Origin of the sequence: Shewanella sp. A32 (genome assembly GCF_029167175.1) — a bacterium.
GTDB lineage: Bacteria > Pseudomonadota > Gammaproteobacteria > Enterobacterales > Shewanellaceae > Shewanella > Shewanella yunxiaonensis.
On record NZ_JARFTS010000002.1, the window covers coordinates 1 to 12,140 of the forward strand.

Annotated in this window: 15 protein-coding genes; 2 read left to right on the top strand and 13 right to left on the bottom strand. The window is 47.8% G+C overall.

The window, feature by feature from the left end:
• Positions 1–178 precede the first annotated feature (178 nt).
• On the top strand, positions 179–889 hold the full coding sequence (mnmD, locus tag PY479_RS01885; protein ID WP_275482705.1) for a tRNA (5-methylaminomethyl-2-thiouridine)(34)-methyltransferase MnmD: 711 nt from the start codon (positions 179–181) through the stop codon (positions 887–889).
• A 539-nt stretch (positions 890–1,428) separates the two neighbouring features.
• On the opposite strand, the gene PY479_RS01890 is transcribed toward mnmD, so the two are convergent.
• Positions 1,429–1,641: a transposase gene (locus tag PY479_RS01890; protein ID WP_212595334.1), complete on the bottom strand. Its 213-nt coding sequence runs from the start codon at positions 1,639–1,641 to the stop codon at positions 1,429–1,431.
• Positions 1,642–2,119: 478 nt separating this feature from the next.
• On the opposite strand from PY479_RS01890, the gene PY479_RS01895 reads away from it, so the two are divergent.
• Entirely contained in the window at positions 2,120–2,788 is a 669-nt protein-coding gene (locus PY479_RS01895) for an OmpA family protein (RefSeq protein WP_212595335.1), read from the top strand.
• A 76-nt stretch (positions 2,789–2,864) separates the two neighbouring features.
• On the opposite strand, the gene mgtE is transcribed toward PY479_RS01895, so the two are convergent.
• The 12 genes from mgtE to PY479_RS01955 all read right to left on the bottom strand — a co-directional run bounded on the left by mgtE (position 2,865) and on the right by PY479_RS01955 (position 12,064).
• Positions 2,865–4,229 carry a magnesium transporter gene (gene mgtE, locus PY479_RS01900; protein ID WP_275482706.1) on the bottom strand — a complete coding sequence of 455 codons (1,365 nt, stop codon included), beginning with the start codon at positions 4,227–4,229 and terminating at the stop codon, positions 2,865–2,867.
• 72 nt (positions 4,230–4,301) lie between these two features.
• Entirely contained in the window at positions 4,302–4,577 is a 276-nt protein-coding gene (locus PY479_RS01905) for an HPr family phosphocarrier protein (protein WP_212595337.1), read from the bottom strand.
• On the bottom strand, positions 4,564–5,418 hold the full coding sequence (gene rapZ / locus PY479_RS01910) for an RNase adapter RapZ (protein WP_212595338.1): 855 nt from the start codon (positions 5,416–5,418) through the stop codon (positions 4,564–4,566). The genes PY479_RS01905 and rapZ overlap by 14 nt, the downstream gene beginning before the upstream one ends.
• Positions 5,415–5,858 (bottom strand): PTS IIA-like nitrogen regulatory protein PtsN, encoded by a 444-nt coding sequence (gene ptsN / locus PY479_RS01915; RefSeq protein WP_212596493.1) that lies wholly within the window; start codon positions 5,856–5,858, stop codon positions 5,415–5,417. Before ptsN ends, rapZ begins: the two co-directional genes overlap by 4 nt.
• Positions 5,858–6,148, bottom strand: coding sequence for a ribosome hibernation promoting factor (hpf, locus tag PY479_RS01920; protein WP_212595339.1), 291 nt, complete (start codon positions 6,146–6,148; stop codon positions 5,858–5,860). The genes ptsN and hpf overlap by 1 nt, the downstream gene beginning before the upstream one ends.
• Positions 6,149–6,177: 29 nt before the next feature.
• Positions 6,178–7,644 (bottom strand): RNA polymerase factor sigma-54, encoded by a 1,467-nt coding sequence (locus tag PY479_RS01925; protein WP_212595340.1) that lies wholly within the window; start codon positions 7,642–7,644, stop codon positions 6,178–6,180.
• A gap of 92 nt (positions 7,645–7,736) precedes the next feature.
• Positions 7,737–8,465: an LPS export ABC transporter ATP-binding protein gene (gene lptB / locus PY479_RS01930; RefSeq protein WP_212595341.1), complete on the bottom strand. Its 729-nt coding sequence runs from the start codon at positions 8,463–8,465 to the stop codon at positions 7,737–7,739.
• Positions 8,462–8,995 (bottom strand): lipopolysaccharide transport periplasmic protein LptA, encoded by a 534-nt coding sequence (gene lptA / locus PY479_RS01935; RefSeq protein ID WP_212595342.1) that lies wholly within the window; start codon positions 8,993–8,995, stop codon positions 8,462–8,464. The genes lptB and lptA overlap by 4 nt, the downstream gene beginning before the upstream one ends.
• Positions 8,982–9,542: an LPS export ABC transporter periplasmic protein LptC gene (gene lptC / locus PY479_RS01940; RefSeq protein WP_212595343.1), complete on the bottom strand. Its 561-nt coding sequence runs from the start codon at positions 9,540–9,542 to the stop codon at positions 8,982–8,984. The genes lptA and lptC overlap by 14 nt, the downstream gene beginning before the upstream one ends.
• The gene (gene kdsC, locus PY479_RS01945) at positions 9,539–10,090 is read right to left on the bottom strand and encodes a 3-deoxy-manno-octulosonate-8-phosphatase KdsC (RefSeq protein ID WP_212595344.1); all 552 of its coding nucleotides are present in this window, start codon (positions 10,088–10,090) and stop codon (positions 9,539–9,541) included. Before kdsC ends, lptC begins: the two co-directional genes overlap by 4 nt.
• Entirely contained in the window at positions 10,090–11,067 is a 978-nt protein-coding gene (locus tag PY479_RS01950; protein WP_275482707.1) for a KpsF/GutQ family sugar-phosphate isomerase, read from the bottom strand. Before PY479_RS01950 ends, kdsC begins: the two co-directional genes overlap by 1 nt.
• A gap of 40 nt (positions 11,068–11,107) precedes the next feature.
• Positions 11,108–12,064: a calcium/sodium antiporter gene (locus PY479_RS01955; protein ID WP_275482708.1), complete on the bottom strand. Its 957-nt coding sequence runs from the start codon at positions 12,062–12,064 to the stop codon at positions 11,108–11,110.
• Positions 12,065–12,140 lie beyond the last annotated feature (76 nt).

A 12,140-nucleotide genomic window follows, 5' to 3' on the forward strand; every position in this document is an offset into this window, starting at 1 on the left:
GTGGCAGTTGCTACGTAGGGTGAGGCGATTTATGGAAACCGCTTCACCCTATCCGGGAAACCTACATGGATTGGCAGCGCTGTAGCAGAATTAGGATCAGTTATTTAGCACCGTGAGAGACTTGCGGGCGATACTCGCTAAGCCGGATAATTCGTGCACGCCAATTTTACAAGTGTTTATGATGGAACAGGTGACACTGCAAGTGACTGATGATGGGTCACATACCTTATTTAATGCCTCGTTAAATGAAACTTATCACTCCCATAAAGGGGCAATTGCCGAGTCGCGTTATGTATTTATCGGCGCAGGCTTTGACGAAATTATCAATACCTTTAATGCGCTCGCAATTTTTGAAGTGGGGTTCGGCACAGGTCTGAACGCATTGTTGACCCTTGGGCACTTTCAACAAGTAAACCAACAGCGTCAACTGCAACATCTGCCGCTATTAACGGTACGATATATCAGTATTGAACCCTATCCGTTAACTCGTGAACTCATCAGCTCGCTCAATTACAAGCAATTGCTCACGCCCGAATATTCACCTTTGTTTGACGCCTTGCATGACTGTCCATGGGAACAGGCAACGGAGTTAGTTCCTGGGTTTTGGCTAACCAAATGTCGTCGCAGATTAGAACAAGTTTCTCTTCCAGAACAGCAGGTTAATCTCATTTATTTCGATGCCTTTGCGCCTAATAAGCAGCCGGAGGTTTGGCAGTCTGAAAATTTGGGCAAATGCTATGGGATGCTACAACCAGGAGGATTACTGGTTTCATACTGTGCAAATGGTCAATTTAAGCGAGATTTAAAAGCAGTAGGGTTTAACGTTAAGGCCTATCCAGGTGCCTTGGGAAAAAGAGAAATGACCCGTGCCTGGAAACCAGCTGTTTGATGTGTGAATACTGACAAATAAAAACGCACGTGCAGAAGATGGCTATGGCCGCGGAAGAGTCCCTTCAGGGCGGTTGGAATCGTCATTACGACGATTCCAACCAGAATAAAAATGACAGAGATAATCGTTAAAAATTTTCAGTTTGTATGTTTATTATTGGAACTTCCATCGTTGGGGGCGATAGTTGAACCTTAACTTCTTAACTCTGCCGAAACTGTATTTATCGAAGGTGGCAAACCTATGATAAACAGCACTGCAACAGTGCAAATAAAAGACGACATGAGTGAACCTAGAATTAGCGCTTTCTTATTGTTTTTGCACATTTCTATCGTTGGGGGCGATAACAAATATTGTTCAGCCCACTCAGGTCGAAACCTTGGCAAACTGCATCCGTGCGCTGCCGCCAATCATTTCTAACGATTGGCTTTGAATAAAAATGACAAGAGTGAACCTAGAAAAGCGCAAAATTTGGGGAGCACACTTTTTCTATCGTTGGGGGCGATAACTGTTACTAGTTCAGTTCAAACTTGTCGAAATCGTTAATTAAAATATTTAGCTTTTAGCTGCGACATCATGGAGGTAATGCCATACATCCAGCTTGCGTGCGCCTCAGAGGTTTGTTCACTCTGACGTACCCACAAGTACAAAGTTTTAGTAGGAAGGCCATACTGACGCGCAACATCGAACAGTAAGCGCCCATGATGGGTGACTTCGATGACTGCTTGATGCCGAACGGTATCTGTCATTTCCATCTTCATCTCCTAACTTTGTTATGTCGTTTAGCTCTAAAACTTGTTATTCCATATCCCATTGGCTAATGCCCAGATGTTGGTAGCGTTGCCAATGTTCGCGACAGCTTCGGAAAAAGTGAGAAAAGATTTTCATCGTTTACCTCCTACTGCACCGGAATACTACTTTCGATATATGTAAGAACTGTGCCAATTTTTTTAAATATTTTTTTATTAATAAAAACAATTAATTATATTTAATCAGTAAAATTTCGAAAATTTACCCTAGTTCCAACGATGTGCGTGTTGCACTTGTTTGGTGCAGATCAACCCGCTGATAATTTTTTTAATGAATCGGTGGTTAAGACAGCGGTAACTGAATCCATTCTGAATAATTCGTAATTAGTGCGACTACTCATTCTTCAATTATTTGTCTTGGCCGGGGATGGCTATATACTGAAACGCAAAGCAATTCACGGTGAGACGAAAAGGAGACCCCACCATGAACAAGTATTTGAAGCCTATAACTGCTGCCTCACTAGTGGTGTTTTTGGCAGCCGGTTGTACCACTGTCAATCCTTACACAAATGAACAGCAAACCTCTAAAGCCGGTACTGGTGCATTGATTGGTGCGGCGGCAGGTGCGATTGTTGGTGTTGCCACTTCAAGTAAGAGTGACCGTGGTAAAGGTGCTTTAATCGGCGCCGCTTCTGGTGCCGCAGTCGGTGGCGGTATTGGTTACTATATGGATGTTCAGGAGGCAAAACTGCGTCAGCAGCTTTCTGCTTCCGGCGTCAGTGTCACTCGCTCAGGTGATAACATCATCTTGAATATGCCGAATGAAATCACTTTCCAGGTGGATAAGACCGACCTGAGTGGTGGTGCGATGCAAGTGCTTGATAGCGTCGCTTTAGTCGCAAAAGAGTATCCCAAAACCCAGCTGAATGTCATCGGTTACACCGACAGCACTGGTTCCGAATCTTATAACTTAAGGCTGTCTCAGGTGCGAGCTGCTTCTGTTGGTAATTATCTGATCCAGAAAGGCGTATCCGGCCAGCGTGTGGTTACTCAGGGCTTAGGTGAGAGTAATCCCATCGCCAGTAATAGCACTGCGCAAGGACGAGCACAAAATCGCCGGGTGGAGATAGTGTTGAGCCCATTAGCACAATAAGATTGGTTGCATCATCAAGGCCACCTTTGTGTGGCCTTTTTGTTCGATAATCTTCTTACCTGCATTGGCTCGTCTGTCAATGTCCGAGAAATAAGGTAGCCAATCCCAGAAAGGCAAATAGGCCCACCACGTCTGTCACTGTGGTTAACACCATACCGCCAGCAAGTGCCGGGTCAATATGCAGCTTTTTCAATAAAATGGGGATAACTGCGCCAGCAAGGCCGGCGGCGGTGAGATTTACCAACATGGCTCCCGCGATGAGCAAGCCAAGTGTCACATCGTGTTTCCACAGCCAGACAGCAATAAAGATCAGTCCGGCCCACAACAACCCATTCAGTACCCCTATCAATAACTCTTTGACTATCAGCCAGCGAGTGTTGCGTTGTCCCAAATGCCCCAGTGCAATTCCGCGAATCACCAACACCAGCGTCTGATTGCCCGCGACGCCTCCCATACTCGGCACAATGGTCATCAAAATCGCGACGGTAGCAAATTTTTCCAAGGTGCCTTCAAATAGATTAGATACTGAAGCGGCGAGTAATGCAGTTAACAGATTGAGGCTTAGCCATAGAGAACGTCTTCCGGCACTTTTTAACACTGGGCCAAAGGTATCCTCTGCGTCATCCATCCCCGCCATCCCCATCAGCGAATGCTCGGCATCCTCACGGATCACATCCACCACATCATCAATGGTGATGCGGCCTAATAATTTGCCTTTATCATCCACAACAGGAGCTGACAGCCAATCATGACGTTCAAAGAGCTTGGCGACTTCACTATCCGTCATGGTGACTGGAATGGATTCCAGTTGCCGATTCATAATGCTGATAATTCCGGTGCTCGATGAACAGGTAAGTAGCTGGGCCAAGGTGATGCCACCTAACAAGCAATCTTGGTGATCCACTACATAGAGGGTATCTGTGGCTTTGGGTAATTCCCCCCGCTGGCGCAGGTAACGCAACACCACATCGATGTTGACGTCTGGTCTGATGGTCACCGTATCGGTATTCATCAGACTTCCAGCGGTATCATCCGGATAAGAAAGTGCTTGTTCAACGCGAGTGCGATCCTGGACACTCATCGATTGTAACACCTGACGATACAAGCTATCGGGCAGGCTACGTAGGACATACGCCAGATCGTCGGTATCCATGCCCGCGGTGACTTTAGCCAGATGGGTTGGACTCATCAGGCTGATCAGTTGATCCTTCATGTCTTCGCCCAACTCTTCAAGGATCTCGCCACTATGAGCGTGGTCAACTAATTGCCATAGGATTTGACGGGTCTTTGGTGGGGATGATTCCAGAATGTGGGCGATATCGGCTGGGGCCATGTGGTGCAACATTTCGCGCACATGAACAAATAAGCCACTGTCTAGTGCCTGGTTCAGGTGTTCAAGATGATCAATCGCAGTTTGTTGGGCCTGGGTTTCTGCTGGCATCCTTTTCCCTTAAGCATTTGTAGTAACGGGAAATTAAGCTAGCTTACAATGGGAGATATCAGAAAGGAACTACTAACTGGCTTCGTCAAAGCGAGAGTTGATCAAGTTACAAATAGCCTCCATTGCCGGTTCAGCATCGGGACCATCAACAATCAGACGAATCGTTTTCCCCATGCCCGTTTCCAGCATGAGCAATCCCAGCACGCTCGCCGCTGATGCTTGTTTTTGTCCCTGAACTAAAAGGATGTTGGCATCAAACTCGTTTGCCAGTACCGCCAATTTGGTCGCGGCCCGTGCATGTAACCCGAGCTTGTTCTGTATGGTGACTTCGCGCTCAATTCTTGGCATGCGCTAAATCCCGGTGATGAGCCTGCACTTTATGTTTACTGTTGCTGAAGCGTTTAGCCAGTTGTTCAGCAACGTACACTGAACGATGTTGGCCACCAGTGCAACCGATAGCAACGGTCAGATAGCTACGGTTATTGCGCTCCAAGTGCGGCAGCCAGGTATCGAGCAGGTTCTCGATCTGCCAGATGAATTTATTCACCAGTGGCTGACGGTTGAGAAACTCACGTACTGGTTCGTCAAGCCCAGTTAACGGTCTTAACTGCGGCTCCCAATGAGGATTAGGTAGAAAGCGCGCATCAAAGATGAAATCAGCTTCTGCGGGGAGACCGTGCTTAAAGCCAAACGACTCAAAGTTAATCACCAGCTCCTTGGTCACTGTCCCCAGCAAAATTTCGCGTACGGTGTCACTCAGCTCATAGATATTCATGTTAGAGGTATCTATGTAGTGATCCATTAGCTGCGACATCGGCGCGAGTAGTTTGCCTTCCTGCTCAATCGCATCTTTAAGGGAGATTTTGCTCTTGGATAACGGATGTAGACGTCGGGTTTCACTGTAACGTTTAAGCAGCACCTTATCGGATGCGTTTAAAAAGAAACTGATGACTTCAGTGCCTTGTGGCAGATTTTGTATCTGACTTTCCAGGACTTTTTCCTGGTTAGGCATGTTGCGCACATCGACGCTAATCGCGACCAGTTCGTTACTGCCGCGCAGATTGTCTAACAGACTGCCAATCATGGGGAGTGGCAGGTTATCAACGCAGTAATAGCCCAAGTCTTCCAGCACTCGTAACGCTACAGATTTTCCTGAGCCTGAGCGGCCTGAGACAATGGCCAATTTCATCCGGTGATCACCTGATACAGTTCTTCTTTGGTGGTGGCTTTCCGCAGTTGCTTGAGTATCAGCTTATCACTGAGTTTCTCGGCCATCGCCGACAAAGTACTGAGATGCTGCTGACATTGATCGGCGGGCACTACCAACGCAAACAAGATGTCTACCGGTTGATTATCGATAGCGTCAAAGGGGATCGGTTCGTCGCACTTAATCAGCACGGCGATAGGATCTTTAATGTCCGGCAAGCGACCATGGGGAATGGCAATGCCATTCCCGATACCGGTACTTCCCATTTTCTCTCTGACCAGCAGACTTTCGAAAATGGCTTGGGACGACAGGTTTGGATACTGGGCTGCTGCGAGTTCGCTGATGAGCTCCAATACCTTTTTCTTGCTGCCGGGTGTGGCACATGCGGTACACTCCGGCCGCAGGATGGTACTAAGTTCCATCATGAGTATTTTGTCAGCTTTTCTTTGTATTTAATGACCTGACGATCCAATTTATCAATTAGAGCGTCGATGGCAGCGTACATATCGGTGTGTTCTGCGGTGCCGTGCACCTCTCCACCATTCAGATGTAGCTTGGCTTCGACTCGTTGTATTGCTTTCTCAACATTGAGTACGACGTGCACATTATTGATCTGTTCGAAATGGCGTTCAAGTTTTGCAAATTTACTCTCCACATAGCTGCGCAACGAGTCGGTGATCTCAATATGATGGCCTGCCAGGTTGATTTGCATAGGGTGTCCTCCATAGGGGTACTGTGGAATTACAAACTCTTACGCTGATTCGATGGTGGGATCATCATGGCTTCGCGGTATTTGGCGATGGTTCGGCGTGCCACGTTAATTCCCTGCTCAGCCAGCAACTGTGCCATTTTGCTGTCGCTGAGCGGCTTTTTCTGGTTCTCCGCGGCCACCAGTTTTTTGATAAAGGCGCGGATTGCCGTCGATGAACATTCGCCACCGTCTTCAGTACCGACGTGGCTGGAAAAGAAATATTTTAGCTCAAATATACCGCGTGGCGTATGCATGTATTTCTGCGTTGTCACTCGGGAAATTGTCGATTCGTGCATATCAACGGCTTCGGCAATATCATTGAGCACCATCGGTTTCATGGCTTCTTCGCCATATTCAAAGAATCCCTGCTGAAACTGTACAATGCAGTTAGCCACCTTTAGTAGTGTTTCATTGCGGCTTTCCAGACTCTTGATAAACCATTTGGCTTCTTGCAGGTGTCCGCGGATAAACTGGCTGTCGGATTGGCTCCGCGCACTGCGGGCCATAGCGGCATATTGCTGATTAATACTGAGTTTGGGCATGCAGTCTGGGTTGAGTTCTACCACCCAGCGACCATTTTTCTTCCACACGCTGACATCTGGGATCACGTACTCGTCATCCTGAGGCTGCACTAATAGTCCGGGACGTGGATTAAGCGATTGGATCAAACTAATCGCGTCACGCAGATCTTCTTCTCTCAAACGGGTCTTGCGCATCAGTGTGCGATAATCTTTGGCAGCGATCAGGTCAAGATGCTGTTCCAGCAGCATAATGGCGTTTTCGAGATGCGGGGTGTCATCACTATATTGCGACAGCTGGATCAGCAAACATTCACGCAGATCCCGTGCAGCGACACCGACAGGATCGAAGTGTTGGATGCGTTTCAATACCGCTTCTACTTCTTCTAGCTCGATTTCCGGATTGCCCATAGCATCCAGAATATCCTCCGTGGTTTGCGTCAGATATCCTTGATCATCAATCGCTTCGATAATTGCAGTGGCGATTGCTGCATCAGTTTCTGAGAACGGTGTCAGGTTCTTCTGCCATTCCAGGTGTTCATGCAAACCTTCAGAAGTTTCTCCCTGAAATGGGGTATCGTCATCACGGATAGGACCACTGGACATAGCCGGAGCGGCAGTAAAAACCTCATCCCAGGTAGTATCCATTGGCAGCTCTTCAGGGAGTGCCTGGCTAGTGAGTGCGTCCGAGGTTTCTACCGTCGAACTATCTTCGATATGTTCGCTCGGCTCCGGTGCCTCTAAATTGTTATCGATATCATGATTGCTGTCGGTGCTTTGGTTGTCTTCATTCACTTCGAGCAGCGGGTTTGCTTCTAAGGCTTCTTGAATTTCCTGTTGTAACTCCAGCGACGACAGCTGCAGCAAACGTATTGCCTGCTGCAGTTGAGGTGTCATGGTCAGTTGTTGACCCAGTTTGAGCTGGAGTGACGTTTTCATGTTACCGCTTACCCCTACATCTTATAACTTTATAAAAATTCTAGTAATTACAGACTTTAACGTTTTAAAGCTGTAAGCGCTCCCGGTGTTTACTATAGCTTGAATTGTTCACCCAAGTACACAGCACGGACTTGTTGGTTGTCGAGGATCTCGGCAGGGGTGCCTTCGGCGATCAGTTGTCCGTGGCTGACAATGTATGCATGTTCACAAACATCAAGTGTTTCACGCACGTTATGATCCGTAATCAGCACACCCAGTCCACGTGACCGCAATTGTTCAATAATTTTTTTAATATCAATAACGGAGATGGGGTCTACGCCAGCAAAGGGTTCATCCAACAGAATGAATTTCGGGTCTGCGGCCAAGGCTCTGGCAATCTCGACACGCCGGCGCTCACCTCCCGAAAGTGACATCCCCATGCTGTCGCGAATATGGGTGATGTGAAACTCTTCGAGTAACTGTTCCAGTTGTTCTTCACGGCCATCGCGATCCAGATCTTTTCTGATCTGCAATACTGCCATGATGTTATCGCGAACAGTTAGCTTACGGAAAATACTGGCTTCTTGCGGCAGATAGCCAATACCTTTGCGAGCGCGAAGGTGCATGGGATCCATGGTCAGCTCATCTTGATCGATAAAGATCCGTCCCTTATCGCTCTGGATCAAGCCGACTACCATGTAAAATGTCGTGGTTTTCCCTGCACCATTGGGTCCCAATAATCCCACAATCTGACCTGTTGCAACCGACAGACTGACATCTTTCACGACCATTCTTTTTTTGTAGCTTTTCGCAAGGTTATGGGCGATCAAGGTATTACTCATTGCTGCTCCTGCTGGGGATCCTTTTTGGGTTGCTGCTGGTAGTTGTCAGGCTGGATGACCGTGGTCACACGATCTTCTCCCTGGCCGCTGCTGGAGGCTTGCAACTGCTGGTTTTTAAGGTCATAGACAATTTTTTCTGCAGTGGAAACGCTGCCACCTTGTTCCACCTTTGCTTTACCGATGAGCGTCAGTACGCGTTTATTAATGTTGTAGTGAATTTCATTGGCGCTGGCGTTCGCAATACGGCCATCTTCTAATTTCTGACGAAAGGTGGCCGGTGAACCTTTTGCAATCAATACTCTTTCGCCGTCTTTATCGGAACTGGATGCGTTGACTTCGGCGGCTGTGAGCTTCATTGAACCTTGGGTCACAATCACATGGCCGCTGTACACGACTTGCTTGTTCTTGATATCTGCCGACTGCGCATCAGCGGATATTTCCAGTTGTTGCAGCAGATCTTTATCAACCGCAGCAGCTGAAAGGCTGGTAAGGCACAGCATAGCAGCGAAAATAAGCTTATTTCGTTTCATAGGTTCCTTTTACCTGACTAAGCAGTTTGACCTGCTGAGCGTTGAGATCAGCGTATAGCCCCAGACCTGTGATATTGAAGTCCTGACCATTGATCAGAATATTTTTGTCTGACGTCATAATCATGTTGCTAAGGTTCAGTTCCAGATAACTGGTACTGATAGATTGTATCGGTTCAGTTGGACTGATGGCGTCAATAATAACATCATTTTGCAACACCACCTTGTTGCTGTGTTTATCGAGTTGTCCTTGCAATGCGGTCATGCGCCACTCGGTCTGACCCTTGTCTGGGAATACCCAGTATACCGGATTAGTAAATACTGTCCGGTCATCCTGCTCATAGTGTTCCATGTGCTTAGCTGACACCCGACTGGAGATCATTCCGTTTTGGTCATAGCTGACACTGCGTAAATCGTCTGCTACGTAATCGGGCTGAATCACATCGGTAGACAGCTGGGTGGCTTCCGAATTGCGTTTGTTCTGTACCTGCCAGTACAACACCAGTGCAGCGGTAAAGAACGCGATAATGGCCAAGGTGACTCTGTTCATATACTCATGCCGTGTGCGGATGCAATTTTATCCTGACTCATCAGTAACAGATCTGCCAGTTCACGCAGTGCCCCATAGCCGCCATTGAGATAGGTGACCAGATGCACTAGCTGTCTGACTCGAGGATGCCCGTCAGCAACACATACGCTGAGGCCTACCTGTTGCATTACCGGCAGATCCACCATGTCATCCCCAATATAGGCCACCTGTTGTGGTGGTAGTTGATAATGTTGCAGCAGCCAGTTGAATGGCTCCAATTTATTATCAACGCCCTGAAATATATGAGGGATCCCTAGCGCCGTCATACGGTCTTCAACAATTTGTGATTTACGTCCAGTAATCACCGCGACTTGAATCCCGGCGTTGAGCAACGCTTTTACGCCATAACCGTCACGAGTGTGGAACGCTTTGAGTTCTTCACCATGGTTTCCAAGATAGATGCGGCCATCCGAAAAGACGCCATCAACGTCACAAATCAGTAGTCGTATCTGCTTGGCTAACTGCCAAATCTCATCGGCAACGGGTCCGTAAAAGCTGTCTTGCGCCATTAAATGACCCCCGCGTTGACTAAATCCAGCATATTCAGCGCTCCTATCGGATGATTTTCGGCATCGACGACAATCAAGCCATTAATGCTGCGGTCATCCATCACCTTAAGGGCTTCTGCTGCAAGAATATTAGTTTTAATTGTAATGCAGTTACGGGTCATCACATCCGCAATCCGGGTCTGACGTAAATTGACTTCTGCGTCAATTACTCTGCGCAAATCCCCATCAGTAAAGATACCTACTAGCTTGTTGTCTCCGTCAATTACCGCGGTCATTCCCAAGCCTTTTTTGGAGATTTCATAAAGGGCGTCAGTAATGCAGATATCATGATGTACCAGCGGAATGTCATGACCTTTGTGCATGACATTATCGACTTTCAACAATAGTTTACGACCTAAGGCGCCCCCTGGATGAGACAGCGCAAAATCATCCTTGGTGAACCCTTTCGCTTGCAGCAGCGCAATAGCCAGTGCATCGCCCATGACTAAGGTCGCGGTAGTGCTGGACGTGGGGGCTAATCCTAATGGACAGGCTTCCTCCGGCACTTTAATACACAGGTGCAGTTGTGCCAGTTTGGCCATGGTGGATTCCGGGTTACCCGTCATGGTGATAACCGGAATGCCTTGTCGCTTGATGACTGGCATCAGGGTAAGAATTTCATTGGATTCACCGGAGTTGGAAATGGCGAGCACAATGTCGTTGTGGCTGATGACACCAAGATCGCCGTGACTGGCTTCACCCGGATGCACAAAAAAAGCGGGCGTACCGGTACTGGCCAGCGTCGCTGAAATCTTGTTCCCTACATGGCCGGATTTTCCCATCCCCATCACGATCACTTTGCCACTGCAGTGGTAAATCATCTCGCAAGCCTGGGCAAATTCTTCAGAATCAACGTATTGATACAGGTTATCTAAGGCTTGTTTTTCGATATCAATGACTTTGCGTCCCCAATGACGCAACTGACTTGCATCTGTCATATCTTTCTCTCTTGTTTCTGTTCAACACTCAACGCGGAGGCTAGAACAGGCTAATCTGATAGCATACAAAGCTGGTAAGCAAGGTGACGCCGTGCCACCTTTTCAATTCGCGCTGCTTTTTGCTGCTCAACAGGATCAATAGGGCCAGTGCTGTGCTGGTACCTAACACCATATAAACATCCCGGCTGGCGGCTGAGGCATCTACTTCTCCGGGCGCAATTAATCCAGGAATAGCCAGCACTGCAAGGATGTTGAACAGGTTTGAACCTACGATATTGCCAATAGCCAGGTCGTCCTCTTGGCGCAGCACACCCATGATACAGGCGGCTAACTCCGGCAAACTTGTGCCAACCGCGATAATTGTGAGACCAATCACCAGATCTGACATGCCAAAATACTTGGCGATACCGACCGCACCTTCGACCATCCAGTTAGCTGCCAGTGGCAATAATATGATGCCGACCGCAATCCAGCACAAGGCTTTCCAAGTGGCGACATCTTTCGGAATATCGCTGTCGGCGTCATCCGCCAACACATCCTGTTCTCTGTGAGCGAAAGCATGCCAGATAAGGTAGCCCATCACTGTCAGAAACAGCAGCACCAGTATTGTCCCTTCTGTACGGGTTAATTGCCGATCGGCAAGGCAGTAACCCGCAAACAGGGTGGCAATCAACATCAGGGGAATTTCCCGAAACAGTGTCTGAGAACTGACACGAATTGCGCCAAATAATGCGGTAATCCCCAAGATTAGCGAAATATTTGCAACATTAGATCCCAGAACATTGCCTATTGCGGTGTCTGGTCGCGCGGATAATGATGCCGTTGCCGCCACAAACATTTCTGGTGCGGAACTCCCCATGGCAACAATCGTCAAACCAATTAATAACGAGGGAAGCCCAAGGTTTCGAGCCAAAGCACTTGAACCATAAACAAATTTATCAGCGCTCCAGACTAAAAACAGCAGTCCAGCCAACAGTAAAAAAATATTGAATAGCATTGAACAATCGTTTTTCCCTGAACCTAGCGCTGCATTGTCGCTGTATTTGCTGGAAATTGAAAGGGCGCCTCTTCCA

Bases quoted from the DNA above. Each gene is read 5' to 3' on its own strand.
- mnmD (WP_275482705.1), top strand. From the start codon at position 179: ATGATGGAACAGGTGACACTGCAAGTGACTGATGATGGGTCACATACC.
- PY479_RS01890 (WP_212595334.1), bottom strand. From the start codon at position 1,641: ATGGAAATGACAGATACCGTTCGGCATCAAGCAGTCATCGAAGTCACC.
- PY479_RS01895 (WP_212595335.1), top strand. From the start codon at position 2,120: ATGAACAAGTATTTGAAGCCTATAACTGCTGCCTCACTAGTGGTGTTT.
- mgtE (WP_275482706.1), bottom strand. From the start codon at position 4,229: ATGCCAGCAGAAACCCAGGCCCAACAAACTGCGATTGATCATCTTGAA.
- PY479_RS01905 (WP_212595337.1), bottom strand. From the start codon at position 4,577: ATGCCAAGAATTGAGCGCGAAGTCACCATACAGAACAAGCTCGGGTTA.
- rapZ (WP_212595338.1), bottom strand. From the start codon at position 5,418: ATGAAATTGGCCATTGTCTCAGGCCGCTCAGGCTCAGGAAAATCTGTA.
- ptsN (WP_212596493.1), bottom strand. From the start codon at position 5,858: ATGGAACTTAGTACCATCCTGCGGCCGGAGTGTACCGCATGTGCCACA.
- hpf (WP_212595339.1), bottom strand. From the start codon at position 6,148: ATGCAAATCAACCTGGCAGGCCATCATATTGAGATCACCGACTCGTTG.
- PY479_RS01925 (WP_212595340.1), bottom strand. From the start codon at position 7,644: ATGAAAACGTCACTCCAGCTCAAACTGGGTCAACAACTGACCATGACA.
- lptB (WP_212595341.1), bottom strand. From the start codon at position 8,465: ATGAGTAATACCTTGATCGCCCATAACCTTGCGAAAAGCTACAAAAAA.
- lptA (WP_212595342.1), bottom strand. From the start codon at position 8,995: ATGAAACGAAATAAGCTTATTTTCGCTGCTATGCTGTGCCTTACCAGC.
- lptC (WP_212595343.1), bottom strand. From the start codon at position 9,542: ATGAACAGAGTCACCTTGGCCATTATCGCGTTCTTTACCGCTGCACTG.
- kdsC (WP_212595344.1), bottom strand. From the start codon at position 10,090: ATGGCGCAAGACAGCTTTTACGGACCCGTTGCCGATGAGATTTGGCAG.
- PY479_RS01950 (WP_275482707.1), bottom strand. From the start codon at position 11,067: ATGACAGATGCAAGTCAGTTGCGTCATTGGGGACGCAAAGTCATTGAT.
- PY479_RS01955 (WP_275482708.1), bottom strand. From the start codon at position 12,064: ATGCTATTCAATATTTTTTTACTGTTGGCTGGACTGCTGTTTTTAGTC.